Annotated in this window: 21 protein-coding genes and 1 pseudogene; 13 read left to right on the forward strand and 9 right to left on the reverse strand. The window is 54.5% G+C overall.

The features are described 5' to 3' along the window. Positions 1 to 114: 114 nt before the first annotated feature. Genes F1609_RS31290 through F1609_RS35165 form a run of 3 tightly spaced genes read right to left on the reverse strand, consistent with a single transcriptional unit; the run spans position 115 to position 2,925 of the window. Positions 115 to 258, reverse strand: a complete 144-nt coding sequence (locus F1609_RS31290; RefSeq protein WP_167081379.1) for a hypothetical protein — start codon at positions 256 to 258, stop codon at positions 115 to 117. Position 259: 1 nt separating this feature from the next. Further along, positions 260 to 1,753: a tyrosine-type recombinase/integrase gene (locus F1609_RS31295; RefSeq protein ID WP_167081381.1), complete on the reverse strand. Its 1,494-nt coding sequence runs from the start codon at positions 1,751 to 1,753 to the stop codon at positions 260 to 262. Then, the gene (locus F1609_RS35165) at positions 1,750 to 2,925 is read right to left on the reverse strand and encodes a tyrosine-type recombinase/integrase (RefSeq protein WP_308609585.1); all 1,176 of its coding nucleotides are present in this window, start codon (positions 2,923 to 2,925) and stop codon (positions 1,750 to 1,752) included. The genes F1609_RS31295 and F1609_RS35165 overlap by 4 nt, the downstream gene beginning before the upstream one ends. A gap of 70 nt (positions 2,926 to 2,995) precedes the next feature. Here F1609_RS35165 and F1609_RS31305 point away from each other — a divergent pair, with 70 nt between their 5' ends. Further along, positions 2,996 to 3,490 carry an HAD domain-containing protein gene (locus tag F1609_RS31305; RefSeq protein WP_167081385.1) on the forward strand — a complete coding sequence of 165 codons (495 nt, stop codon included), beginning with the start codon at positions 2,996 to 2,998 and terminating at the stop codon, positions 3,488 to 3,490. Between the two features lie 658 nt (positions 3,491 to 4,148). On the opposite strand, the gene F1609_RS31310 is transcribed toward F1609_RS31305, so the two are convergent. Further along, positions 4,149 to 4,553 (reverse strand): hypothetical protein, encoded by a 405-nt coding sequence (locus tag F1609_RS31310; protein ID WP_167081387.1) that lies wholly within the window; start codon positions 4,551 to 4,553, stop codon positions 4,149 to 4,151. Positions 4,554 to 5,416: 863 nt separating this feature from the next. Between F1609_RS31310 and F1609_RS31315 the strand changes: the two genes are divergently transcribed. The 7 genes from F1609_RS31315 to F1609_RS31340 all read left to right on the forward strand — a co-directional run bounded on the left by F1609_RS31315 (position 5,417) and on the right by F1609_RS31340 (position 12,060). Next, a complete protein-coding gene (locus tag F1609_RS31315) occupies positions 5,417 to 5,818 on the forward strand; it encodes a hypothetical protein (RefSeq protein ID WP_167081389.1) in 402 nt (133 codons plus the stop codon). Positions 5,819 to 7,092: 1,274 nt separating this feature from the next. Continuing rightward, complete coding sequence (locus tag F1609_RS31320) at positions 7,093 to 7,428, forward strand: hypothetical protein (RefSeq protein WP_167081391.1); 336 nt, start codon at positions 7,093 to 7,095, stop codon at positions 7,426 to 7,428. Between the two features lie 53 nt (positions 7,429 to 7,481). Continuing rightward, positions 7,482 to 7,631: a hypothetical protein gene (locus F1609_RS35565; protein WP_502572668.1), complete on the forward strand. Its 150-nt coding sequence runs from the start codon at positions 7,482 to 7,484 to the stop codon at positions 7,629 to 7,631. Further along, positions 7,628 to 8,560, forward strand: a complete 933-nt coding sequence (locus tag F1609_RS31325; protein WP_167081393.1) for an OST-HTH/LOTUS domain-containing protein — start codon at positions 7,628 to 7,630, stop codon at positions 8,558 to 8,560. Before F1609_RS35565 ends, F1609_RS31325 begins: the two co-directional genes overlap by 4 nt. A 40-nt stretch (positions 8,561 to 8,600) precedes the next feature. After that, the gene (locus tag F1609_RS31330) at positions 8,601 to 9,590 is read left to right on the forward strand and encodes a 3'-5' exonuclease (protein WP_229422162.1); all 990 of its coding nucleotides are present in this window, start codon (positions 8,601 to 8,603) and stop codon (positions 9,588 to 9,590) included. Between the two features lie 5 nt (positions 9,591 to 9,595). Next, positions 9,596 to 11,095, forward strand: a complete 1,500-nt coding sequence (locus tag F1609_RS31335) for a competence protein CoiA family protein (RefSeq protein WP_167081395.1) — start codon at positions 9,596 to 9,598, stop codon at positions 11,093 to 11,095. Between the two features lie 476 nt (positions 11,096 to 11,571). Next, complete coding sequence (locus F1609_RS31340) at positions 11,572 to 12,060, forward strand: hypothetical protein (RefSeq protein WP_167081397.1); 489 nt, start codon at positions 11,572 to 11,574, stop codon at positions 12,058 to 12,060. On the opposite strand, the gene F1609_RS31345 is transcribed toward F1609_RS31340, so the two are convergent. Next, on the reverse strand, positions 12,057 to 13,016 hold the full coding sequence (locus F1609_RS31345) for a hypothetical protein (RefSeq protein WP_167081399.1): 960 nt from the start codon (positions 13,014 to 13,016) through the stop codon (positions 12,057 to 12,059). The genes F1609_RS31340 and F1609_RS31345 overlap by 4 nt on opposite strands. A 738-nt stretch (positions 13,017 to 13,754) precedes the next feature. Here F1609_RS31345 and F1609_RS31350 point away from each other — a divergent pair. The 3 genes from F1609_RS31350 (at position 13,755) to F1609_RS35475 (ending at position 18,971) form a co-directional block, all read left to right on the forward strand. Further along, a complete protein-coding gene (locus F1609_RS31350; RefSeq protein WP_167081401.1) occupies positions 13,755 to 14,585 on the forward strand; it encodes a Hachiman antiphage defense system protein HamA in 831 nt (276 codons plus the stop codon). 46 nt (positions 14,586 to 14,631) lie between these two features. After that, positions 14,632 to 17,739, forward strand: coding sequence for a DEAD/DEAH box helicase (locus F1609_RS31355; RefSeq protein ID WP_206752978.1), 3,108 nt, complete (start codon positions 14,632 to 14,634; stop codon positions 17,737 to 17,739). Positions 17,740 to 18,830: 1,091 nt separating this feature from the next. Then, the gene (locus tag F1609_RS35475) at positions 18,831 to 18,971 is read left to right on the forward strand and encodes a zinc ribbon domain-containing protein (protein ID WP_167081405.1); all 141 of its coding nucleotides are present in this window, start codon (positions 18,831 to 18,833) and stop codon (positions 18,969 to 18,971) included. A gap of 560 nt (positions 18,972 to 19,531) precedes the next feature. Here the strand turns inward: F1609_RS35475 and F1609_RS31365 are convergent. The 4 genes and pseudogenes from F1609_RS31365 to F1609_RS35570 form a co-directional block, all read right to left on the reverse strand. After that, the gene (locus tag F1609_RS31365) at positions 19,532 to 20,377 is read right to left on the reverse strand and encodes a hypothetical protein (protein ID WP_167081407.1); all 846 of its coding nucleotides are present in this window, start codon (positions 20,375 to 20,377) and stop codon (positions 19,532 to 19,534) included. Between the two features lie 64 nt (positions 20,378 to 20,441). Then, positions 20,442 to 21,284, reverse strand: a complete 843-nt coding sequence (locus tag F1609_RS31370; RefSeq protein ID WP_167081409.1) for a GIY-YIG nuclease family protein — start codon at positions 21,282 to 21,284, stop codon at positions 20,442 to 20,444. A 155-nt stretch (positions 21,285 to 21,439) separates the two neighbouring features. Continuing rightward, entirely contained in the window at positions 21,440 to 22,174 is a 735-nt protein-coding gene (locus F1609_RS31375; protein WP_167081411.1) for a YozE family protein, read from the reverse strand. Between the two features lie 284 nt (positions 22,175 to 22,458). Then, positions 22,459 to 23,082: pseudogene (locus tag F1609_RS35570) on the reverse strand (transposase). 2,017 nt (positions 23,083 to 25,099) lie between these two features. Between F1609_RS35570 and F1609_RS31385 the strand changes: the two are divergent. Then, positions 25,100 to 25,414 carry a hypothetical protein gene (locus F1609_RS31385; protein ID WP_167081377.1) on the forward strand — a complete coding sequence of 105 codons (315 nt, stop codon included), beginning with the start codon at positions 25,100 to 25,102 and terminating at the stop codon, positions 25,412 to 25,414. Next, positions 25,414 to 26,532 (forward strand): DUF2169 family type VI secretion system accessory protein, encoded by a 1,119-nt coding sequence (locus F1609_RS31390; RefSeq protein ID WP_167081413.1) that lies wholly within the window; start codon positions 25,414 to 25,416, stop codon positions 26,530 to 26,532. The genes F1609_RS31385 and F1609_RS31390 overlap by 1 nt, the downstream gene beginning before the upstream one ends. The last annotated feature ends 107 nt before the right edge of the window (positions 26,533 to 26,639 follow it).

The following is a 26,639-nucleotide window of genomic DNA, read 5'->3' on the forward strand; positions in this document are numbered from 1 at the left end:
GATCATTCGAACCACTTCCAGCTTCAGGCTGGGATCGAATGTCTTCCGCTTTCTTGTTGCCATGTATTACTCCTCAGATGGTGGATTTTCCACCTATTGAGGTGTCCGAGCAAATTAGACCACAGCAACATCGACACGGAAGTCCCAGGCCAGTCCTTTTTCTTCTGCCAATATCTTCATCAGTTCAACATGGCGTGCAAACGGCCGCCAGTATTCGGCATAGGCTGCAGGTTGGATTTGTTTGCTTGTCTCGGTCATATTATTTATCGTCCACTTCTAGCGTTGCAAGCACTTGTTGAGCGACCGCAATGGGCCTAGTTAGTTGAACATAAGCTGGAGACCTTTCTTCACCCATACTCGCCCGCTCAAAGCTAATCACTTGTTCGCGCATGCCGGAGAGCGCTTCCTCATGGACAGCACGGTCTAGGGACGGTATGAATTTTTCGCAGCCATAGCATGACGTTACGGGGTTGTAGGGGCAACTGGGTTGGCCTGTTGAGCAGAGCCCCAGGCCAGCGACTGACCGAGTTCCGACGACGCCAGCAATCTGCTGCTTTTCGTCCGCTAGTTCAATTTCTTCTATCGAGGCAAATCGGCCACTCGCGATTGCTTCGATGTTCGTGTACAGCTTGGAAGCCCCGAGCGCTGTATTTAACATCTCAGATTGGTTCGTCGACGCCCTGATGTAAGCCTTCGCCGAGTTCACGGTCGCGTGGCCAAGGAAGTCTTGAATCAAGTCCCTTGGATGGCCTGCATCCGCCAAAAGTTGTGCTGCGGTATGGCGGAAATCGTAAGGACTAAGCTGTTCATGTATCTCAGCTGAAGCTAGGGCTTGGCGCAGGTTATAGGTCAACAGTGAGTTCGAGGAATATCCAAGGACACGTCCAGCGGCTATAGTCTCTGGCCGTAACAACAATTCGCTCAGTAGAGGCACCCATTCCGGTTTCATTTGCCGAACGAGCGGCTCGTGACCTTCTCCACGCTGTTTTGCTTTATGGAAGACCAGGTGAGCTTGTTGTGCACTGCGGGCGTCCGAGTACAGTCGTACGTCGGATACGTCCACAGTGAGCAGTTGCACCGGGCGCATTCCGTGCTGAAAGCACCACGCTAGAGCGACCAGTCGTCTGAGCTCGAGGGTTGTAAGGTCCGCAGCGTGGCGACTTTTTTCGTCGAGCAGACGGGTGATTTTCGCCTGGGACGCAGTCTCAATTATCATGCTGCGATTCAGGATTTGATGTCGCAGGCCTAAATCGCAGCGCAGACCTTCAATTAGCTTCATAGACGCGAACGCCCAATGCCCCAGTTGAGCTTCGCGGCACCAATGAAGTAGCCGTCGGGCAGGCATCGCGGAGCTAATTTTCGTCGCCAGCCCGCTTTGCTCCCACCAAATTTTCAAATCGGTGACCGGCGCCTTCAGTAATCCGAGCAAGTCCACGTAGTACAAACGGGTGATTTTGGATGCCTCGGCTGCTGTCCCACTTTCTAGAATATAGTGCGCACACGCTCGCTTAAGAACGGGCACCACCTCCTCTGCAAACGAGCTAAATTTCAGGATAATTCGGCCCCCGTTGTAGTAAATCACCCAGTCGTCTGATACGGTGTCGATGCTGATGCGACAGCCCTTTACCTTGTCGAAGTAGCTCACCGTTTCCGGTAGCGGTGGCAGGCGCCACATGTCGAGGGGTACAAAGTGAGCGTAATCATTTCCTGGGGCGGTGACGCCGGCTTTCAACCGAGAAGGGGTGAGGGTCATTGAGGTAGGCTCCGCAAAATGTTGGTGTGTTCGTCAAAGGTGTTGCTCCAAACGTCGGCCAGCCTTTCTTCATAAGCTGCTTTCGCGTAGTGAAGGGGCATGTGCGATTCGTAGGCCCAGCCAAAGAAGCCACGCATTCGTTGCATCATTTCCTCGTGCGAGATTCCGAACGAAAGGAATTGTTTAAGCCGAATCACTGCGCAGGTGTGCCGCAGGTCGTGGGGGCTAACCTGGTTCTTTCCGTTCGTACGCTCCGTCAGTTCCTTGGCCACCTGCTCGCTCAAGCACGCTGAAGAGACGGTTAGCAGATTGTTGACTGACTCAACAGACAAGGGTGCTCCAGAGCGGCTCGTGAATAGGAAGCCATGTTCCGGCTCTCCGCGAAACTCACCCACGTACGATTCGATGTGGCGAGCCAACGAGGGGGAAACCGGCAGTTGGCGGCGAGACTGCTCGTTTTTGATGCTTGGCAATGTAAATCGTGAGTCTTCGTCGTCTTTGTGTTCGACGACGTTTAGCCACCACCGTGTCTCCCCCGACTTTGGGTCGACGCCTTGTTTCAGAGCATCGACAGGCAAGACTAAACACTCGCTCCGGCGTAGTCCTAGTAAGAGCATCATGTGCACTAAGAGCCAATTTCGCCGGCGCACCACGTGGGAGCGGAACGGGTTGCGTTCGCTTTCCGGATTCACTATTTTAAGAAGGTCTGCAAGCACCGCGGCCGGAAGTGCACGAACAAATCGAGGTTTGCGGGACTTTGTCGCTCGAACTGGGGGAAAGCCCACGCATATCTGCTCGACTTCCCGCCAACTATTCCCAAGGTGACGCCGATGTGAGCAGAGATTCTGAATAAACGCTTTCGCGACGTACCATCGCCTTACAGCGTACGTCGTGTGTTCGGGGCGCGAGCTCAACTCGACATAGAAAGCTTGGAGCACATTGACAATCGTACTCGTGTCCGAATTGCCCAGGGCATCGTCCAGGCCGCCGGGGCCTAGCCGGCCGTCACAGAACGTATAGAAGTAGTCAAGATGCCGCATCGCATCTTTGCGGCTAGATGAGGAGGGGCCGGAAGGCGTCAGGAGTGCCCAGACGGTAGACCAGTAACGAGGCAACATTCCATTCGGGCTAACAAGCGTGTAGTACGGTGCAACGGCTATTTTGATAAGCATAAGGCAACGGGGTTGTTTTTACCTTTTGGTATACAACCCGTTGTTTATATTTTTCTGCCAGGGGCAACACTTGGAGGACTTACATATAATCGACGGAGTAACCCATGACGATGCCGTGTACTCGTCGCGGCAAGGTGGTATACACATCCGCACGCCAGGAAGAACTCTCTTCGAATGGTTACCCATTATGGAAGAAATGCTCGCACCATACCCTGACGTGAAGATTGTGTTGAGCACATCATGGGTAAGATTTAAGGGCTTTGAATTCGCGAAAAGCCGGCTAACGACGAATTTACAGTCTAGGGTTATAGGAGCAACGTTCGACAATAGAGTGACCCAGAAATACGACTTTGATGGCATGTCACGGGGACAGCAGATTTGCGCCGACGTCGAGCGTCGAATGCCTGAACGTTGGTTCGCCATCGACAACGACGAAAATGACTGGCCCGCATGGTGCCGCGACCTTCTCATCAAAACGGACGACCGTCTGGGGCTGAGTGAGCCAGCGGTTCAAGACCAAATCCGCAAAATGCTAGCAACATTCAACGTCCGGCTGGGGGGTTGATAGTTAAACTTCAGCGAGCAAGTAGAAAGCTGGCGCGCTGCCTGCGCCTAAGCTCACGCGCGCAGATGCAGCCTGGTCGCATCACAATGAATCGGTCCGAAAGACTCCAATGTCGACAAAGCGAAAATCTACGATGCCGGATGCGTTTGATGCCCGTCCTTCCGATGAGTTCGCCGAATCGCGGTGCAAGACTTCAGGGTCGCCGCTATTTTGCGTCTAGGTCGAACGGGGTAGATGAAGTCGGACGCAAACCCGGACTTGGCTCGCCGAAACGCTGAGTTTATAACCAGCATGCGATTGGGTTTCGAGCGCGCCCTGGCGCCCCGCATCCGAAGCACGGAGTTAGTCCCGAAAGACGAGCTCATAGAGATGCTGGGAGGCCGACGGCGCTGGATAAAAACGAGGCGCTGAGAACAGGGCGTCTATTCTCGCTGACCGTCCCCTCCGCACTTGAGTACTTCCCGGCGTTTTTTGCTGACGATAGCTACGAGCTGTGAGCACTAGGCAGGGGGGTGAAGGCCTTGGGGGATTGCCCGATGAGTCGAAGTACGTTTTTTCACAAGGAACTCCATCGCACTGAAGTTGACTGCACTGGAAGCGCTGGGCTAAAGGAAGGACAATGGAAGTTGTCACGTGTGCAGTTAGTTACGCCGGCTCCTCAGGGGGCCGCAGATGGCGGGACCTCCCACTCGACCAGTTCGGCGGTTCGGCGCATTACCCACTTAGCCTCCGGTTCGGATACCCAGCCCGTCGCAATCAGCCGAGGCAAATATTGTTCGAGAATCTCGGTCTCCGACATGTGTGCGCGCTTCCCACCTTTGGACTCAATCGACTTGACCGCAAGCTGTTGAGCCAGGTCTTCGCAGTTGTTCCAGCGCTCGAGCAGCTCCGGTGGTGTGCAGCCAGGGCTGTAGAACCGGCCTTGGTAGCGAGTCATCAGGAACTTGGCCTGTGCGCCTGAAACGGCGCCTAGGTTCGCTGGACGTGGGAAATCTGGCGGCAGCGCGGCAAAGAGCGCGGCTTCCGATTCATCTTGTCGCTCATCGCCGAGTTCAGTATTCATATTGTCTTTTTCGTCGATATAGGCGTCTTGTCATCATACTCCAACGTCCAGTTCTCAGTCTAGAAGGCGGCGATGAGTATCCTTGAAAAGTAGGCTCAGCTCGTCGCGGACCGCCTTCGTGCCGCCCTGTTGCACAAGCCATACAAGCCCCGATTAAGGAAGGGGGGCCTAACTGATGACCCCGTCTTCATCAGTCCCGGCTGTGGAATGGATTTAGCCACCGCACCGCTGGCGCGTGTTGCTCGAGTCGGTGCCTATCCTCGAGGAGTTCCTGAAGCCTTATCCCGCCCTGGGGATTGTTCTGGCAAAGCGCTCGGTCCGCTAACGACTTGGCCTACTCACTATGCCGACTTTCTCACTCGGTTAGGTCGAGGTAGTCGGAGCAACCTTTGACAATCGTCTCATTTAAAGAGCCGGGTTCACGCTGCCGTGGTTGCGGTACCTTCCCCTTGGGAAGTATCTCCCGTCGGTATACTTTCGTATACCGGGCGGGGTGTAATACAGGCCGCAATTAATTTCAACGATGAACTGGCTGCTTTGGTTATTGGGTCGGCGTCTTCGGCGCAGGTGAGGAGGGTGCCAAATGCCAGTAGATACTGCGCTAGGCTCGCTCGCGGCGAGAAGTCTAACGTGGCTTCCTTCAAACGGTTAGTCGGAGCCGGGTTGCAAACGTTTGTGACGTGAGCTGAAGCGTGCCGCCAGAAGTATTGGGTGTCCGCTGTGCCACGTAGACTAGGTTGGAACAGCCAATCCCCCCTTAATTCGGTTTTCTCGCACCTGCATATAACTAGATGTGCACCATGTGCCTATACCAAAGATGGGAGCATCCTGCGCCCAAAATTACTTGCAAATAGGACAAAATTATGCTGTCAAAATCCCACCTGTCGAACCTTGTAAAACTTGAAACTGAATTCAATGCGGCCGTCGAAAACCGAGTTGCTGCGCGTGAAGCGGCTGACTCTGTCGAGTTCCGGTGGCGCGCATTGCTAGAGATGTACGAGCACGCTGACAAACTGCAGCGGGCACTGAAAAAAAATCGCTTTCATGAAGAAGAGGCGTTGTTTGCGACGGTCTACCGGAGTCTAGCGGCTTTGCAGACGAAGACCGAGGTTTTATACAGGAGTGCAGAAGTAAAGTATGAAAATGCTCACACAGCCGCAAAGAAGGACTTCTACTTGCTTGAAGAAGCACGAAAATCTGCGGCGCTTAGCACGCTAAAAAATGAACAATTGGCAACCGAGGAAATCCAGTTGAAAGACCTTTAGAAATTTAATTTAATGGGGGGGCGTGCTATCTGCATGCCTCCCATATTTTTCATAAGGCGGTCGCGCCACCCCTTTAGATATCCAATGGTCTCGCCGGCGTAAATCAGCGATGTATGAGGTGCGCCCTGATGCTCAAGATGAGCGCCTCGGTTCCTTCAACGTCGTAGTCGTCCAAGGCCCGCTTCGGCACCCCGAACGGGCGCAACTCCGCCTCTGAACGCAGCTCAATTAGAGCTTGAGCTAACTCCGGATTCCCTGAGTTTAGCCAGTCGCCGTAATGTTCATGCCGAAGAATTGGTACGCGTCTTTTTTCTTCTCTCGGTCGGTGGAATCGATTGAGGAGAGGATGGTCTTCGACGTTAAGCGCAGTTGGTAATAGGGAGGCGGCGGGCGAGTGAAGAATCGGCCTTGAAGCCGACGCTTCAGTACGGCAACCAACTGGGTGTATGCGCCGTCAACACTTGCCGGCGCAGCGTCGGCAGGTGCACCGCTATGTATTGGGAAGGGTTTGACGACGAAAGGGATGCAACTGGCAATGCGTTAGCGCCGTCAGCAGGTTGGACCGTTACGCGTCTTACGCAAACGTCGACCCGAGCGCGCATGCTACCAAAGACGTCCATACGGATTCCTTTCCCCAACTGCATCAACCTCAGGCCAAGGCGCCTTCAGCGGGTCCAGCGGGTCCAGCCAGTCGGCCATCAGTGCCATCAGCTCCAGGCTACTAACGAGCTCCGCGGGCGCCGCTGGGCTCGCAGCAATCTCATCCATAGAACGGCGAAGCGACCGCGCACGGTCCAGGTCCTTCGCCATTTTTTCGAACGCGGTGAGCAGCGCGAGCAGCGCCTCCTTGTTTTCTGCGCGGTCTCCTACTCCTGGGCCTTCTTGCGGCGGGCCACATCGCGCTCCGCGCGCACTTCCTGCGCGACGTTGTGACGAATGGCCGCATCGTCAACGCACCGAACGTCTTTTCTTTTCTTGACCTCAATTGCCCTACGAAAATACGTGCGTGGACGTTTCGCTAATCCTAGGAATAGGGGATAATTGAAGACTATTTTTCTGTGAGTATTGTGCTATCGTACGGCAAAAATAAAAGTAACTGTTCAGCTTCTATGACAGGTAGGTAAAAAGCTTGGGATTTTGCTGAAAAATTGAGCAAATAGAAGCGTTTTTGCACGTTTTTTTAAGCCAAATTTGCTCGTCTTTGATAGCCCTTCATAGGGGCTGAACAGTTATAAATAAAAATAAAAACACAATATAAAAAACTTAATTGAAATATGAATAAGACTATCAAATCGCACGGTGGAATTTTAGTTAGGTCGATGGAAGCCCTGAATGGATTTAGGGAGAAATATAGCTACTGGCCATTTGTACTTGAGGCTGACGCAGGCACGATTGCAGTGTTGGCGACAGGATGTTTAACTCCATTGGGCTTCTTCCTTTTGCAGTCGAAGATTGATTTAGTTGAAGGTGGTGAAGGACAGATTCTTGCGAAGGGGCGTGATGGTGATGTATTTAATTACGGCGAAGAGGGCTGGCAGTCGGAAAGTGCCCATCGTCATGACGCACAAACTTGGCTCGGGCTTAGTGATGAGGGGACTGATGCGGTCTGAGTCAGGTTGCCGACGCCGCGGCAGCAGGGCTTGTTAAACTTGGAGAGACTGCTCTGCAGTTAAAACTTGTCCAGGACGCCGCCGCCGGTGCAGTAGTCGGCGGAGTCTTGGCTTCCTTGATTCCAATTCGGATAATTAGCACCGTGACCGGGGCCACCGCCGGTGCAGCGCTCGGTGCGTACAAGAGCATCGGGAGGAAGTGACGACAGAGCCAGAGTCATCTCAATCCACAGTTGATGTGGACGGTGTTTTGAAAGCGCTTCAGCATGAAGTCCAGCGTAAACTGAGCCGCTGCATGTTGCGTCTGCAGCAGTACGAGCGTTCGTTCAAGGCTATGGTCGCTGGCATGGCTGTAGAAGGTCCGGTAGCGCAATTGCAAGCCGTGCAGGACCAGAAACGCGCCAGCATGAGCACCAAGACATTGGGCACGCTCGTCGGCATGTTCACCGGTAACCACTTAACTTCCGCATCAACTGACGTCGAGGCTGAACCGGATGATGACGCTAGTTCCATCGGGCAACCTGTTGATGTCGCTTGGGCCAGCACCCGCTTCAATCTCTCGATGTCGCCTGAGCGCTACACGCAAACCAAGGATGGTTTGGCCGAGCTGGTTGCGCTGCGCAACGACCTGGTCCATCACCTCATTGAGCGTTTCGATTTATTTGACGAAAACGGCTGCCGTGCAGCTGCTACCCACCTCGACACCTGCTACGAGCAAATTGATGCGCACGTTCTACGCCTGAAGGACTGGGCAATGAGCTTAGAGGAGACCCGAGCGCTGATGGCGTCATACGTGCAGTCAAAGGTCTTCGAGGATGCATTCGTACACGGAATCAATCCTGACGGCTCAGTGTGCTGGCCGCAGAGCACGATAGTCGAGTGCTTGCGCAACGCGGAGATGGCTTGTCAGGAAGACGGGTGGACGTCCATTGACGCCGCCATAGGATTTATCGCGAAAGAAAATCGAGACCAAGTGCCAAGTCGCTATGGCTGCAAGACCTGGCGCCAGGTCTTGAGGAAATCAGGACTGTTCGAAGTTCGCTGCCCCGCGTCCACAGTCGGTGCGGTAGGTAGGGCGTGGTACCGTAGTCGTTCTGAAGGCCCGGGGGCCCCTAAGGCGGCCGTATTGTGACGCCACCTGGCTAAACCGGAAACTATTGGAAGGCCATAAAATGACTTCACTTAATCTGCAAAATCGCGTGGACCCTTGGGGCGAAATGCGCGCCGTTCCAAGCAGGGGTACGCTCATGGGGAACCGCAGCATCCTTCATGATGAGGGAAATAAGATTGTTAGGCCGTGGGCGCATAAAGCGTGGGTCACGTGCTTGCTCAAATTCAACGGCATTAAGCGGCCTAAACCATTCTCTCCAGGGAACTACTCAGAGCTCTTTTCCATAGATGAAGCGACTGTGTTTGCTGCTGGACTGCCGCAACTTTTGAGAGACAAGGTTGAGTTTAGCGTAACGAATGAAAACGAGAATAATGCGATGGCCGTCGCAGCGGCCACGCGGTCGTTGAGGCGTGCGGAACGGCTCACGGAACTTGAGGGCTTGTGGGAGGCCAGCAACTCAGACTTCGTTGTGGCGGATATCGAGACAACTGGCTTGGACGCTACGGTTTGCGAAATCTTGGAGATTGCTGCGCTTTTAGTTAATCCGGCAGGCGTCGTATTGCGCGAATTTAATGTGCTAGTAAGGGCGCGCGAGGAAATACCACCTTTCATCGTTGAACTAACGGGAATTTCCCAGATTCTCATCGACGAACACGGCGTAAGCGAGGAAACCGCCGTCCTGGAATTTGCATCATTCATCGGTAGAATGCCCATTTTCTTTCACAATGCTACCTTTGATACTGCGTTCCTGGCGCCCGCCCTAGCCAGGCATGGGCTGGTTTTTAATAATAAAGTGTTCGATACTCTAGCGACAGCGCGAGCCGCTTGGCCCGACCTGCGGTCTTACAAACTAGCGACCCTGGCGAAGATAATTGACAACGCGGCAGTGCCGACTCATCGCGCGCTGGCTGACGCAAGCGCGACTCTTTCGGTTTTGCTGGCCGCACGCGAGCTTGCTGGGTTTGGCGCGTCATCAATTGAGCCGGGTGTTATGCGAGATGACCTGAGCTTAATAGCGAACCAAGGCCAGCTCGACAACGAGCGAGTGTAAAGCGTATGGGGGCATTGTTACGCGAAACTTTACAAACTGCGTTTGGCTTCAAAGACGGGAGAATACATGCGCCCGCTGACGTGAAGGCAGGCCTGGCTTGCGCTTGTACTTGTGTAGGGTGCGGCGCAATTCTTGTTGCGAAGAAGGGGCATAAGAAACGTTGGCACTTTGCGCACCATAACGTTGAAATTGGCGAGACATGTGCCGAGTCAGCAATCCATGCTGCTGCGAAGCAGGTGCTCCTGGACCATAATTGGATGCGCGTGCCGGGGTTAACGGTAGATGTTTCTAGCCGTGCGAAATCTGGTCCCGAGATGTACGAATCCACTACCCTATCGGAAGAGCGGACGATTCGTTTTGAACGTTCAGCCCCAGAAGTTTGGGAGACAGACGTCAGGCCAGACGTCGTTGGGTATAGGGGAGAACGTCGAATTCTGGTGGAGATGTATTTCAATCACAAGGTCGACGCAGAGAAACTGCGCAAAATCGCGCGCCTTGAGCTGCCTGCGATTGAGGTAGACCTTTCAGATATGGACGTCTCAACTGGTTTCGATAGCATTACGCAGCGGGTAGTCCACGATGCCTCTCACAAATCCTGGCTGTTCTTTCCCAATCAAGAGGAGGAACGAAAACGTCTGCGGTCGAAGCTGGCACGAAGAATCCGGCTCATCAATAGCGAGCAGAGGACGAGAGATGCCGCGGTTAGGGAGCGGAGAGCAGCGGAGGAACGCAAGCTTAGAGAGGCTTTTACGCGCCGGCAAGAGGCAGCTCGCCGCTACCGTGAAATGTCATTTGAAAACAAGGAGCTTGATTTACGGAAGCGTCTGGGTATCATCGGTCGCTGGCCCTATTACCTGCAGAAGGCAAGTTTAGACGGTAACGCAATTCAGGAAAAGCCGATGATTTGGCAAGCAGCGCTATTTGCGCGGTTTGTATTCAAGAAAGCCAACCTCAGCTATGACCTGGATTACAAATTAGTTCTAAGCTGGGTGCTGGAGAGGTTTGATACGGGTAGCAATTCAATAGATTCGGTAAGCGTCGAGGTCAAGCGCTACCTGGCCTACCTGTGCGCATGTGGGTTCCTCCGAAAGCTTCCAGTTTACCGGCACAAAGGTCAATGTTATGTCGTTGTTCATGGCGAGCTTGTACCTCCGAAACGAGTCGAAGAGTCAAAAAAGCCGCCTCTGCAGGCGCCGGTGCCCGCTGAGATGGTCAAGCCTGTGCGTGGGCAGCATGAGCACTGGATATGGCGCGCTAGTTGGCCTATGTGGAACGACATTTGCGAAAAGGCCGGAGAGCTCATCGCAGCTTCCTCCCATGGGGAGCTACTCGAGGCACTCTTACATGAGTTGTCGCCTTTCAGGCGTCCGGACGAACCGCTTGAATGCGCGGCCATTATGAAAATACATGGCGTTTCTCAAGCCGAGGTGATGTCGTTCCTCGAGTCGTTAGGTTTAGTCTTGAAGAGCAGTCTCCCAGGTCGCGACCGGCCCACGAATAGATAGCGTCCGAAGCCTTAGTGCTTTATTGGACTGTTCAAAGTGGGCAAGTTTCTGGGCGTTTTCGATGCCATATCCTTCGGTCTCCGTATGCGTGCCATTAAAATGGTGTCTCCTGCGGCAAGCTTCGCTAACTCTGCTAGAAACCAGAGTTCTTGGCGTTTTGCGGGAAACCGTTCAGCCTGCCGACGAGACCCCAACACTGCGCGAACGTTTGACGCAGTACAAAAACCAGTAGTCAATTTTTTGATGCTTCCCCTGCGCGCGACGTCCTTATGCTGACAGCAGACAGGCGCGGCGGCGGTGAAGGGCGCCAATCCTTGACGTGCCGCTTGCTTTTTTTAAAGGCTGGCCAGTACGCTGCTTCGAACTACCGGCCCAGTCGCTAGGGCGCGTGGAGAGCTGAAGATAAATCCCATTTCTACACATGAATAGTCCATCTTCGGGCTGACGTACCCACCAAACTTCATGATTGAAACAAGATGATTACTATCTTCGATATTACGCTGAACCACTTGAAAACTTCAACGTTTTACCCGCTTACCCGTGAAAGTGTCGTTGAACTTGCTCGGTCCTTCACTCGAGATGTCGCCCAAGAAGTACGCATTGCAGTCACTGCCGACGAAGACGATGAGGAATTGGGCATAGCTGTGGTGCTCGCAACTGTCGAGCTAAGCTGCACGAAAGACGCGGAGTGGGTCGTGCAGTATATTTCGCACCCAGCGCAGAGCTCCCAGCTCACGGAATCGGTGACTCCAGTGGCAATGGACTTCGAGTCGTATGTTCGTCGAAATTCGGGCAGATGCCTGGTGAGGACAATCGAACCGGTAAGCGCAGAGCAGCTCGAAAAGGAAGGCTTGGGTCCGCTAGCAGTGCTCGACTTGCGCCCGGAAAATACAGCGCCACTTGTTCCTTTGAAAGCGGACGTAACTTTGCTGAAAGTGCCAAGTGGCGCTACACACAGCACTTAACGTTTGTGCTGGTCGGGCCAGTAGAGATGGTCGAGAGAATCAATGATGAGCTCGAATTTCGCGGCCTGAAGCGTTGGCAAACCGTATGCCCACCACTGGACAACCTTACCTGAGGCTGCTAGCCCGTCTAATTCCTTCAAGATTGCTAGATGGCTTGTTGGCGCGCCAGCTACTGGGGCCTGTCGGACTACTACTTCGAATGGAACTAAGGAGTCCTTCGTCTTAACTTCGGTAGGCCATTTTTCATTGTCTAGGATAATGAAGTGCCCATTCTCGGCCCGAACGACACCTCTGCCATTGTAGACACGCTCTGTGCCTGCTGGGCGTAAGTGTTTGCCTTGGAACGCTTTGCCGTAGGTAAATTTCTGCTTGTAGAGCGACAGAGGGTGAGCATTGACAACTTCGCTGTACTTGGCGTTGTACTCGGGCGTGCCGCTTTTCAGGTTAGCCTTCAGGGCTGTGTCACGGGCATCGTTGCGCAGACGAATGTATGCGTCTACGATTTGCCCCAACAGCGACGTAGTAAAGCGACTTGCCGTAACTTCATCTGACGTGATGAGCTTTCGCCGACGCGCCACTTCAAAAGCATCTGGCGGTGGTCCCGTGCCATCATCGCCTGGACGGCGAACGAGTTGCGCTTTGCGCCGGTCTATTAGTACCTCAGGCAACTCGATTTCACCAACCACAGTTCGCCTTTGCTTTCCGGGACTGCCGGCGATTGCTATCAACGCGTCACTACCGGCCTCGCCATTGCATCCGTTGATATGCTCAGTGTTGGCCGGTAACTTAAAGTGAGGTGCTTTTACGCAGACTGTTGTGATGCATCTGGCTTCATAGGGGACCTCGCAAAAAGGGCACCTGTAAGGCTCGTGGGAGACAGCGCTATCGACAAAGATATCTTTAAATTCCGATGCGGTTCGCACTTCACCGTTTGCGTTCATACCAAGTGCGCTCATTCTTTTTCCTGTCGCGTTGCATTGACAATAATCTTAGTCTGCTCAGGTTCAGCAGGATGCGTTGTGTCATTCTAACCTAGGTTACGCGTTTAGTTTCCGTGCGACCTGTGTTGGCGGACATGAGGCGGTAGAGCTTTTCGAGAGGCTCATCTTCGCTCTCACCAGGTAGGGCTCCGGTGGCTTGCCCGGGGAAGGCCACTGCTTGGGACACGCTAATGCCTTAAAGCATGCGCTGAGTTGGTGCATCACGACGGTGAGACAGCTGCTGAGTGCGATGAGCCCAAAGACAGCCACCTTAGGCCTGGCGGGATGCCGCTGGCCCATATTCTCAGCTGAAACTAAAGCAGTAGTCGAGGAAGACTTTTACGACCTGTAGTCGCACTGGCAAAAATTTTCGATGCCATCGCTCCGCGTCGATTGCAACCGAGGCGAATGCATGACTGCTTGGCGCCGGAGTAAGAAGTGACGCGCTAACTGTGGCGCCGTCTGCTTGTGGCGCGCCGACATTCCGTCCGTGGCGGCGCTACGTAGGCGGTTTCAATTTCCTCTTGCGGATTAGAGCGGGCGTACCCCTCCGGTTGGTTGGTTAGTCCGTCTTAACCATTCCAATATATTCGTGAAATTGGTCGTTCGATGTGATAAAGTCAATTGGTTCCAAGCAACGATTATGCATATTTTGAGTGTGCCGCTTTGACCATGTTCCTTTGACACATCCTAAACTACGACCAAAGTGAGACCATGCCCACGCAGTTACCGCACGTCAGCTGGCTAAAAAAGAAGGTCAAAAGGCTAGCGAGTCAATCTGGCCAGGAGATAACAGTCTACGAACTAAAATTTGACGGAGCCGATACATCTACGCTTACCGCCTGGGCGCAGCACTTCCGGCAGCACTATTGCCTAGATAGCAAAATCGACAAAATGAGGAAGGGTACCAATCTCTCCCGGGCAGAATACCTGACGCAGCTAGTCTTTCCCGACGCTACACATGATTTCGGTCCCGCGACGCGCTCTGGTGACTTCGCCGAAATCCTAGTTTCTGATTTGTTAGAGGGTCTGTTGAACTACTGGGTGCCCAGGACTCGCTATATTTCAAAGATGGTGCGTAATGAGTCGCCCAAAGGAACCGATGTAATCGGATTCAAGATAGTCTCCGATGACCTCGACGCCCCGTCGAAGAATGACATTTTAATTTCTTTCGAGTCCAAAGCACAGTTCTCGGGCACAAGCGCAAAGCCGCGGCTCCAAAACGCGGTAATCGACTCGAAGAAGGACAAATATCGCATTGCCGAGTCATTGAACGCAATTAAGCAACGGTTGGATGACCAGGGTAAGGAAGATGAGGTTCTCAAAGTTGAGCGCTTTCAGGACCCTCTGGGGCGCCCCTACAAGCTTAAGACTGGCGCAGCCGCGCTTTTTTGTAAAACCGTCTTCGACCCTGATGACGTCGAGTTGACAACTGACGCGAGCGACCACGATAACGCCGCGAACTTATCTCTGGTTGTAATACATGGCGCTCATATGATGAAACTCGTGCACCTCCTGTACGAAAGGGCTGCCAGTGAGGCCTAGTACGAGAGCGCGGTATGCAGCAGCCATCACTTTGTCTAAAGGAAAAATGTTCGAGTACGGTGTGCCTGTCGAGCACCATGTCGCCATGCCTGAAAATCTTGACTTGGAGTTGCAGTTTCCGTTGGCAATTGGGACCATCGGGGACTTCGCCAGGACGATTAATCTCAGCAACGGCGAGGCGTCCGTCGATTCTCAAAGCATTGATGATTTAGTTTTTGCGGCACAAGTGCTTCAAGCATTCGACGAATCGCAAATCGACAAAAAGTACTCGTTTGAGCTTGGGATTTTAGCGGCCGCGGCGTATTTTTTAGCCGATATGCCCGGCCGAGCGCTTGTGCAGGCCCGCAAGCTCGTACAAAGCGGTTTGCCCGAGGATGATGCCTTGGGTAAAGCAGTTTGGATTTCGATAGCTAGTCCATGGCAACGGCATGAGGACGTGCACGTTGCAGACGAACTCGCCAGAAGGGTTCTCAACGCCCTTTACGACCATTTCCAATTTGGGACCACTTCGGGTGCCGTCATTCGCTATTCGCGAGAGTTAGTGACGGCCGCTTACAGTGATGGGACACCTCATGAGCTACTTTTTTCTGATGTGTTGAGCGCTATTTCGGTCACGAGGGTAGCACATTCGGCTTGGAAGCTTCTTCCTAACTACTCGGGGATTTCTCCGGAGGCTTGGGAATCGTACCTGAAGCGCGATGGCGCAATCAGAGACCTATGGCCGTCCCAACGTGTGTTAGGCGAAGCCGGACTGTACAGCGGGCAGTCGGGGATAATCCAAATGCCGACGAGCGCCGGTAAGACGCGGGCGATTGAAATTGTTATTCGTTCGGCTTTCATGTCGGGGCGAACCAATTTTGCGATTATCGTCGCGCCGTTTAGGGCCCTATGCCAGGAAATTTCAGCCGACCTGGAGAAGGTTTTTCAAGGCGATGCGTATCTGATAAATCAGCTTTCCGATAGCCTGCAGACCGATTACATAGCACAAGTGTTTGGGGAGTCCGAAGATGTGCGGCCGGTACCTCGAGTGATAGTTATGACGCCCGAAAAGCTCTTGTACGCGCTGCGTCAGCAACCCGAACTCGCTGAAGATGTGGGCTTGGTAATCTTCGATGAGGGACATCAATTCGATACAGGACCTCGTGGTATCACGTACGAGCTTTTGCTGACCTCTCTTAAAAAAGTCTTATCTCAGCACGTACAAACCCTCTTAATTTCAGCTGTGATTGAGAACGCTCCAGCTATGGCCGATTGGCTATTTAGCGAAAATGGACTCGTTGTCTCCGACCAGCGACTGCAGAGCAGGCGGCTTGTCGCTTTCGCGAGCTTCCCGCCGGGGCGAGGCGGCCAGCTTGTTTTCAATGTCGCAGGGGAAGGCGAACAGGATTTCTTCGTCCCGCGAGTCATCAGTCGACAGGAGCTAACAATCAAGAAATCTGAATCGGCCCAGCGTTTTTTTCCGACGGGCAAGAGCACGTCAATAGCGCTCTATCTGGCCCTTAAACAGTTAGTGAACGGCGCAGCGGCAATTTATTGCAGTACCAAGCTCTCGGCGGCCAAAGTCGTACGAGATGCAGTCGAAGAGATTTTTTCGCGAGACGTGGCGCTGGCGGCAGCTAGTGTGCACTCAGACAAGGACGAAATTGCTCGGTTTGTTCGTCTCTACAGTGACAATTTTGGCGCTAAATCGTATCTCACGCTCGGGGCAGCCCTCGGCATTTTTGCGCACCATGCCAACACGCCCCACGGCATACGCCTGGCAATCGAATATGCGATGAGGAACGGCTGGATTCGCTTAGTGGTTTGCACATCCACGCTCGCCCAAGGAGTAAATCTCCCCATTCGATATTTGTTCATTACAAATGCTTCGCAGGGCGCTGACGCAATTAAGCCCCGTGACTTCCGAAACCTCATGGGGCGTGTGGGCAGGGCCGGCATGCACACTGAAGGCACCGTGATATTCACTGACCCGAAACTGTACGACGATAGGAGAGTTGGGCGGGGAAGATATGCTTGGGCCGATACATTGAAGCTGTTGGTTCCTAGTAGTGGTGCGCCCACCGGCAGTTCGCTGCTTGAACTCGTGGCCCCTCTGGAAAATGATTACAGAACGGAGAGCTATCAGTCGCTCAGCGCTGGCGCAGTGACCGACATTCTCTCCAGCAGAGGCGAGAAGGGACTCGTTGAACTAATCCAGTTCGTAGAGGCAAACCCGGAGCAAGGCTTTGGCGCCAACGAAATGCGAAAACAGCTCCGGAACAAATTCCTCGCGGTAACCGCTATCGAGAGCTTTCTCATGGAAACTCAGGGAAGCTCCACGAGTAAGGATTTCGTAAGCGAGGCAGAGGCGCTAGCGGAGGAAACCCTCGCATATTTCTTAGCCACAGACGACGCCAAGCTACAGTTGCGAGAGGTTTTTGCAAATATCGCTTTGCGAATCGGCGTAGCGGTACCCGACAAGGAACTGCAATTTAGGTACGGCAAAACACTCCTTGGCGTCGACCAGGCGCTGAAAATTGATGATTGGGTGAAGGAGAACCTGTTTGACCTAATTTTCATGACCTCTGAAGACCAGCTTTTCGCTGTTTTAACGCCGCTATTGTTTTCCTTGACTTCGAATAGCCTTGTTAGAGGTACTGAACCGCACGGCGCCATTTCCGAGTTGATTGAAGGCTGGTTAAACGGTGACACGTACAAGACTCTCCTAGAGAACATCACCGCCACCAAGGCCACCTATCCTTACGGCAAGCAAAGACGCAAATTCAATATTGATATCATTGTGGGACTTTGTGAAAGTGTCTTGTCTTACGAATTTCCACTTTATCTCGCCGCAGTATCGGAGTCGTTGATGAGTTTGGCACCGTTTGAGGAAGGAGAAAAGCTTGCAAAACCGGTCCAGGAGCTACAGAAAAGACTCAAGTACGGCCTACCTGACCGAAAGTCTGTTTTGCTCTTCGAGCTAGGGTTCGCGGAACGAGTTGTGGCGCAGGCCGCTGGGGAAGCCATCTGGGATATTTGCACTACAATCGACGAGGTCAAGCGTTTGCTTCCTCTCTTTTTTGACGAGATTAACGAAATCTTGCAAAACTATCCCACATTCTTTGCAGATGTCTTCGCCAACATCGTGGACAAGGATTCCCGCACCAATGCGTGAGTACACGCATCGAACCAGCTTGCTGGAAAACATAGGAGGTAATTTATGTCAATTTCTAACAACCGGATTCTAAGCGGGGGTGTCCCCACCACAAAAGAGGCGGTCCAAATCCTTCAAAAAAGGGTTGCTAATGCGACATTGAGTTCTGCTTCGGTTAGAGTGTCCCTTGGTGGTGGCCAGCACACTGTTCGAACGGGAGAGCTAAAAGTGACCTCGTCGAGCGCGAACGGTCAGCGCCAGAAATCCAAGTAACGTCTCTCACAGTACCGCTGTTTGCTGTTTGACTTCTTAGCAGTGGTTGCATTGGCAGGGGCCGCGTCACGACCGCGCCTGCCAGCGTTGCCTCCTCAAACTGGGCAGGAATAAAGCTACTTCGGTGGCCTTTTTTGTTTGCCCGGCGCATCTTGCACAGCACTCCCATACCGATTCATCAGCGGCTTCGACTTTAACGCCTACACCCGCGGCGCCAGCAAAGAAGGAAGTCTCCGAGCAGTACGTCATCAAGCGCCGCCCAGCCAAAAAAGTGAAGCTGCGCTGGCGCAGCTCCGGCGGCCCGCGGAGCAGCCAAGGCTGGATTCCCTGCAAGAGCCGCTCGCTTACCTACAAATCAGGTCGAGTCAGATTTCAGGGCCTCAAGTTGTTCCTATGGGATAGCTACGGCCTAGCAGACTACGAGCTCGGTGCTGGCAGCTTCAGCGAAGAACCCCGCAGCCGCTGATAACTTAACATCTGCGTCAAGGTCAAGAAGACTGCGCCGATTCGTGTGGTGGTCGCGTCGGCCGCGCTCGGCATCGACCAGGGGCTCAAGAGTTTCGTCTCCGCCTCCGATGGCACATCTATCGAGGCACAGCGCTTCTTCCGCGACCTCGAACCGACGATTGCGGCGTCGCAGCCTGCCCCTAAGAGAGCTCGTACGCGTGCCCTGCACGCCAAGGTCGCGGCCCGCCGCAAGGACTTCCTGAATAAACTGTCGACCGCGCAAGGTGGGACGGCCCTCTGCCGTTTTCGTCGACGACGTGAGCGTTGCCGGCGTTGCCAAGACCTCGATGTCCAAGTCGGTGCTCGACGCCGGCTGAAGCACCTACCGAACCATGCTCAGATACAAGTGCGATGACGCAGGCGTATGGTTTAAAGAAGTCAACAAAAGCTACTCCACCCAAACCTGTCACATGTGCCAGACCCGGTCCGGCCCGAAGGGCCTGGCCGGACTGTCGGTACGCACGTGGACATGAGCCGGCTGCGGCGCTGCGTACGACCGAGACCGCAACGCTAGCCAGAACATCTTGCACACGGGTCTGGACTGCCTGGAGAGTGAGTTTGCTGCGGCGGCGGGCAAGGCAGAGATGCCAAGTGCTGTGGTGAATAATACTTTCGGGGCGGCTTGTCGCCCCGGGCCGCGGCCGGTCATGGTCGTTTAGCAGTAGGAATCCCCGTCGTTTAGGACGGGGAGGATGTCAACATTGAAAAGCGTGACCTAATCCGCGGTTAGCGAAGCTACTCGCCAACCTGGGTGGTGAACTCGAGTATTTGGGCAGATTGTTGGCGGAGATGCCCGAGCAAGGACCATTGCTGGCGGCACGACAAGTCGACCTGTCCGGCTCACGTACAGCCGCCACATTGACGCTCAACCAGTTTGACCCGAACCTCGATACGGGCGCAATCGCTGCCACGAACTACTGGGCCCGCGCCTACGGTCGACCTGACGCCAAAGCAGCTGCTCGCCGATACCTTGCGAGGCTTTCGTCAAACGCGCTCTAGACCATCCGCGCATACCAACGCCGGTCAGCCTGCCTCATTTATTTTGAGACTGCGGTCGCTCGTAGCTATGACGTGTGCATTCCATAAGCGTCTCGCTTAGGTCGAATAGCACAGGCGGTACTGTTTGTCCCTGCCGAAGCATGTTTTCAAAATAAGCCTTTGCGCCGGCACCTCGGGCAGTGGGGTCGCCGACTAGATAGCTGTCCAAGCTAATCCAAGACAGATAGGTCTGCTCTTCAATCGTACTTGCCTCCCGCGATGCCTTGGAGTTTTTGGAGTAACCCCACAGCGTTCCCAACACCGCCAGCGCATACAGGCCCAGCGCGGCATCACCCTGGTTCCCCTGGCCGGCAGCGACCAGCACGGATGCGAGAATTGCAGGTGCCGCGAGCAACAGCCCCGTAAAGCCTAAGATGTACAGGATGGCCCTCGCTATGCCGATGATGGCGCTCTCTGACTTCAATGGCGGCAACCTGGTCAAAAGATTTGCGATTTGATGCTTTCTGACCGCAAATATAGCGGTTCTCAAGAATGCCGCGTCGCGGCCATATGGGCTATACAGCATCGTGGCTGCCGCAGTCATCACGTCATCCTTAAGGACCTCGGCGCCGATTGGGGCTTCCGGTTCATGGCGGCCCGGTAGCTTTGCCTCGACGGCAAGCACGAGAACGCCGAGGTTGTACTCAAAGTCGCCAAGGTCATCACCAAACGAGGACGAAGTCTCTGTTTTATGCACGCCATCGTCGCGGTAGCATTCGGTTTGGGCGAGCCGCGCACGGGTGGCATCGCTTAGCCGGCGCCAGGACTTGGATATTTGCTTGATACCGGCCGCCGAAACTGCGTCATATACATCGGCGCCGTTCTGGTCATGTTCGCTCATTTGAGGTCCTCATGTTTTGTAGGGGCTTTGCTGGAAGTACAGCCGCCTTACCGCTCGATTCGTACTATCTTCGGGACTGCGACTGCCAGGCTTTCACAAGAGCCAGCACGTATGAGGCATTGAAACTGACGTCTTGGTAATCCGACATTTGAAAAGAACGCGTTTTATCGAACCGGGCGAGTAATGCGTCGATATTGGTCTTGTTTTCGCGCCTCACGCCACCGGAGGACACCGGGGTAATCTCCAAAATGTTGTCGACAACTTCAACGCGAAACTGCGTTTTACGCACCATCGTCGTCAAGGGTTCGCCTTGCACACTGTTGCAGAACATGAGCAAGGCATCAGCCGTAGGTACGGCCACGCTATCGCCAGGTGAGGCTGGCATGATTGCCGCAAGCGGGAGTGTCGCAGCCGCCGATTCACTAGGGTCCGCTGCGGCGGGTTTAGGTGTCAAGTCGGACAGGTTCCCGCCACGCAAGGGACTACTGGCAGTGCCTCTTCCGTTCCACGGAGGTAGCAGGGCGTTGATGAGGCTATCTTCCAGACCCGCGCATAAGTTCACACTGAACTCCCCATGTTGCTGGCTTGGTAGGGCGTGCAACGCATAGATGTCAACCGTCGAACCAATGCTGAGAGCGTTCAGGATATTTCGATTATTTTTGATGTTGGTTGAGCCACCTCGTTCCGCGGAACTGGCGGGCGACCGGTATCCTTGCATGCGTTTCAGCAGGCTCTGGGTCGTCTTCCCAACATAGGTAAGTGCTCCGTCGACCACAAATGCATATAGGACGTTCTGCTCATGCATTACGGCAGGCTCAAGCGTCAGCCTAAGTACATTGTTGACGGTCGACCATTTACCTACAGGCTTGAAGCCAATTGCGAGTAACCTATTGAGACTTTCTGCCATTACGCTTGCCTCTCGTTTTCTGTGCGCAGCTTTCGTGTTGCGACCAGAAATCATGTTACCAGAGAGGCAAGCTGGTTAGTATCGTCAAATGCTCCGGATGAGAAACCCTGATGGCAGCGAAGATGCCCCCGCCAAGGCTCCCTGCTAGTTGAAGCTTAGACGCTGCCGGCCGTGCGCTTCTCCGCTCGTTTCACTGATGCTTGAAACTTCTTCCAAGCCTCCTTTAGCCCCTCCATGGCGGCACTGGATGCAAAGTGCTCGAGGTAGTCCTGCACTTCCGCATACGTCGTAGCGCCGACCGGGAATTTTTTGTCGCTTATCACGTCGCTCGCGATGTCACCAACGATAGTATCCTTGCCCTTTTGTTGTTCGAGCCAGCGATGGAATGGACCCCGCGCGGCTTCTGCAGCTGCCGCGGCGGCGCGTGCCGGCTGTTCCAGCATATTGACCGCGTCCTTGGGACGCTGAGGCATCGTCTCCGAACTAGGGCGGCGCTCCCAGCGATTCAGCGAATCGAGAGCGCGCTGGAGCGACTCATCCCAAGTGTGCTGCGAGCGGAAGTGGCCCGCTTCCGTGAAGAGGTCACATTGAGCGCAGTAGAATTTTGTGGTGTCGTCCTCGGCTTGGTCACCGTGAAGGTGGCGGCGCCGTGACCGCGACAGCTTCGTGGCCGCCGCCGGAGGTGCTGGCACCGGTGGCACAGGGGGTGCTGCAGTCGAGCGTTTACTGTACTTCGCCAGTAGCGACCAATTTTTGAAGCCGTTCTCAAGTGCGAGGTGGTCCAATGCGTCGGCGTGCGTAAAAGTGGAAGTGCGAGTCAGCTTTTTGGCTGCACGCTTGAGTTGTTCGATTTGAGCAGATGTGATTTGCGCAGGTGTACGAGTAGACATGGTTGACGGTTCCGGCGGCCACTTCGAGTCGATGCGCCCACACATCGAGTCGCGGTGACCTGGAAAGGTCGAACCAAGACTCATTTTGGAATTCGCTGCCGCGAGCGGCTGCGCCTTGTGGGCGGGCGAGCCGGCGACGCGGCTGCTTTCGTCAGTATAGCGACATAAGCGGTACCGGGGGAAGTCTTTTGAATAAGGCGAATTTCGGCCCACCTGTCCCCGAGTAGTGGCCAGCGCCTGATGCGCTTTCCACGCGCGAGTCCGAGTCAGCTTTGGTCTTATCGTCATCGCGGTGGCTTCCGTTTCGCGCCAACTTGTTTTCCTCGACCAGGAGCCGCGCCAGCGCCCTCAAACAGCAGCTCGTTCTCTCGATGTCTGCCCTGCGAATAGCCACACCACCACAGCGACCGCCCAACGCTCATCACCACGCGGAACAGGTGTGCGACCTTCCTCCCTGTCGATAATCGACGCCCGTCCTCGCGCCAGGCCTGCTCGGCCGCGTAGTCCTTTCGATACTTGTTGCTGGCCGAAAGGTAGACGCCTTCGGCGGTGCGCCGCACCCGCCAGTTGAAGTTCTCTGCCTGGTTGTTGTTGGTGCCATCGGGCTTGCTGAACTCCTACAAATGGTTGACGGTGCGGTGGTCGGCGAACAGCCGTTCGAACGACGCATACGACGGGTCCTCGTCTCTCATGACGACCGACTCAGTTGATGCGAATCGCTTGGCCAGCGCCGTGACCGTCTTCGCGCACTCCGTGATGGCAATCCCGATGCGGCTCGCAGACCTTTGCTGAACAACTGCGGCCTTAACAGGGGAGAGCGCTCTGGTCCACATGGGCGTGCCGGCTACGCGTGCTCGCGTCCTTGTGAATTCCGTCCTTGTGGTAAAAATTTGTCTGCTCAGGTTCATCAAGCAAATTCATCAGATAGAAATACGACATCCTCGCTGGACACAGCTCAGCGTATGGCTGATGAACTGTCGGACCGCCCCCCGCTTCTTGAACGCAAATATAAAAGGTGGGTCCTACACCGTTTTTGAAGCTCTGCTAAGTATGGGTCCAGAAGCAAGTTCCCGACCCATCCTGGTTGCGACCACCACAGGGTCCCACATCGCTTAAAGAAAAGAAGTTCAATGATTTCCTGGCACTACACTACAGGCGACAAATACAAGCTAATCAAACAATCCGGTTCGCTCTTGCCAGCCGGCATTGGAGTAAGTGGGCCCGAACGTCCAATTCTTTGGTTCTCTACCCATCCAAGGTTTGAACCCACGGCGATGAAGCCATTGTGCAACGAGCGAGGCTTTGTTCGCATGCTTACGCTGGACGAGCTGGACGAGCTGAACGAAATGGCGGGGGGCTTGGTCCGCTTCGGCTGCCCGGTTAGCCAACTCAAGTTCGGGGAGAACTTGCGGAAGGAAGCAAAGATGAATTCAAGTGTCTGGCGCGGCCTCGCAAAGTCTGCTGCAAAAGTAAATGCGACTCAGAGTGATTGGTGGGGGCACGTCGGCTCGATGACACTCGATGACGTCATAGTTGAACTGATGAGTAATCGCATGACTTGGCGACCAGAGGATGCTAGATTTTGGCCAGCATTTTCCGCAATGCGGAAGGTCTCGTGCCTTACCAGAGACCCCCATGCGGATTCCTATCCCCAACGCCATCGACCTCCGACCACGGCGCCTTCACAAGTGGGTCAAGCCAGTCGGCCATCAATGCCATCAACTCAAGGTTATCAGTATGTTTCCGGGGAGGCGCCCGGGTTCTTCACCGGGGCCAAGTCGCAGTTGCCACGCGAACGGAAACGAACGTCCCGTTGCACTGATACTGCCCGCATTTCCCACCGGCCGACCGACAGCGCCCCTGTCGTCATACCCATGTAGCTCCGCGAACATACGCGAGGGAGCGTGTCCGGGGAATTGGTGCCCGGCGGGGCTTTCTTTTTTTCGGCTTCAGCTTGCGCCAGGAGAGCGAGTTTTCTCGATGGTGAGGTTGGAGGCAGAGGACATGCGAAGAACTCTTGTTTATTATTGTTGATTCTACGTGTAGGTACGCCGCTCAAAATTCTGTTCAGATATTGCGCCACTATGCAAAAAATAGGCTTTGGACGAGGCGAGTACGCGATGCGCTTTTACACCCCCTTCCGACCTCAAATCTAAGAAAACCCGTGCGCTTCTTTTCCCCCTAGATGCGCTTCTACACCCCCAATAAGTGCGCCTTTTCACCCCTCCTAAACGCTAGGAGCCTTTGTCGCATAAGCGTTCCCAGAGCGGTAATCCTTGTAATCCTCCTTAATCCCGGCGGCGCGGCGTGAGCGGGCAGGGCCATCGACGCTACTCCCAGACCAGGCGCCGGCGATTAGGCTCCGCCTCCCCCGAAGGGTTCCCCTCCGCCACTGAGCGGCACCGGCAAAAGCAGCCCTTGCGAAGTAAGCGTGGTCTGTGTAAAAGCAGTGGTGCCGGCGTGAGCCGCAGAACCGTGGCCTTTTTAGGAAGGGCGTGCGAGGAACCAGTTGCTGCGCCTGACATACCTGGCATACCTGGTTCTACAGGCCGTTAGCCAAGCATGGCATTTGCGCGTTTCGGCACAGGAACGACCTAACGCCACACGGTAGGTCTGCAAACCGGTGGAGAGCTGCCTGCGGGTCTCGATGTTCATGTACGCGTAATGTCGGTTTGGGAAATGGTTCGTCACGTTGTCGTGCAGGGTGGGGCTCCACCGTTCGCCGTCCCATATGAAGCCGGAAAGTATAGGGAATCCTCGTCCCTCCGTCTGAGTTACATCAGTGTCTGAAGGCAATTTGACCTGGGATAAAGGGGCTTGCAATTGATTTTTCCCAATACATTCCTGACATATCATGCCCAAGTCAGAATGTCGATAGTGCATTTCTGATACTATTGTGAGTGATAATAATTTTGGGCAATACGCATGACAAATCTCAACGTCGTAGACGACCTAAATCTACTGATTGAGGCGCGGCAGGGGGCCCGCCTCCTAGGACTTTCATTCCCGCGCGACGATGGACCGGAGCTGAGCGACGACTCGACAGGTGCGCCGGTGATTGGAGGCGGCGCCGAGATTGAGCTGCGTTGCGGCAATGCAGCCCTCATCATGAGCGCTGACGGGCGCATCCAACTGCGCGACACCTATATCACCAGTTACACAAGCGAAACTGAGCTTATTTTGGGCGGTTCGGTCAATTTCCAAAGAACTTTGCTGACGATGTCGGGGTCAAGCCACTAATGAAAATCGTCATCGACTCCAAATACGTAACGGCGGACATTGCTATCGCATTGGATGTGGCGGGCCGCGAGCACTTGGTGATTGCCGCCAAGAGTACATGGTCCATTCCGCTGCCTGGCCAACGGCCGCGCCCGCTTCCACCGCAGCCGCTTGTCCAATCCGACGTGTATGCCGGTGAGCCTGGCGAAAGTGCAATGCTCTACGGCGCCGATTTTGCGCGCTTTAAACCCCGCTGCGACGTTCTGTTCAACGCTAGCGCACATGCACCCGAGGGACTTCCAGTGACCGAAATGCTAGTCGCGTGGCAAGTAGGCCCGCTGCGCAAGGGGCTGCGCGTGATTGGGCCTCGGACCTGGCGTAACACTTTGGGTTTGATGACGCTGTCTAAGCCGGCGCTGTTCACCAGCCAACCGCTCCACTACGGTTTCGCTTTTGGCGGCACGCGGCAGTACGAGAAAAATCCGGGTGAAATTTTGTACGAAACGTTTTTGGAAAATCCTGCCGGGGTCGGCTGGGCAGGACCGCGCACACGTTCGCAGCTGCATGACGAACCCGCCCCTAGTTTAGAGGCAATGGATGACGCTATCCGAAGCCCGAAAGGGGCTCATATTGCTGCCGCCTTTTCTGCCATCGGCCGTCATTGGGCGCCTCGCAAGGACTATGCGGGAACCTATGACGATGCTTGGAGAAAGAACGTGTTTCCGCTCCTGCCGGCCGACTATGACGAACGCCATAATCAATGCGCTCCCGACGGTCAGCAAATGGATTATCCGCAAGGGGGTGAGCAGGTTGTGTTGCGCAATATGATGCGTGGCCGTCCTGACGTGCGATTCGCACTACCGCAGCTCAACCAGCAAACGGTACGCATGCTGCGTACCGACTACAGCAATGAAATTCTTAGCCCGGTGGCTGACACCCTATATTTTGAACCGGACGAAAATCGCTTCTCAGTTGTCTGGCGCGTGAGCGTGCCCATCCGGCGGCGGTTGCAAGAGTTCGATACCTTGGCGATTGGACCGGTAAATGCAGCTTGGTGGAACGACAAATCCTTGGGGCGCGATGTGTCGGGCTGTGCTGGGTGCGGCGATGAGAATGCTGAAGACGAGGTGTCGTTATGAAACTCTGGCCACTATCCTCGACTGGCCGCGGCAAAGAAGGCCTTCGAGGCTGGATGCCGCTTCGGGTTGTGTCTCGTGCCATGTGTTGCTCAGTTGGGTTCACAGCT

The organism is Massilia aquatica, from assembly GCF_011682045.1.
In the GTDB taxonomy this organism is placed as follows: Bacteria; Pseudomonadota; Gammaproteobacteria; order Burkholderiales; family Burkholderiaceae_D; genus Telluria_A; species Telluria_A aquatica.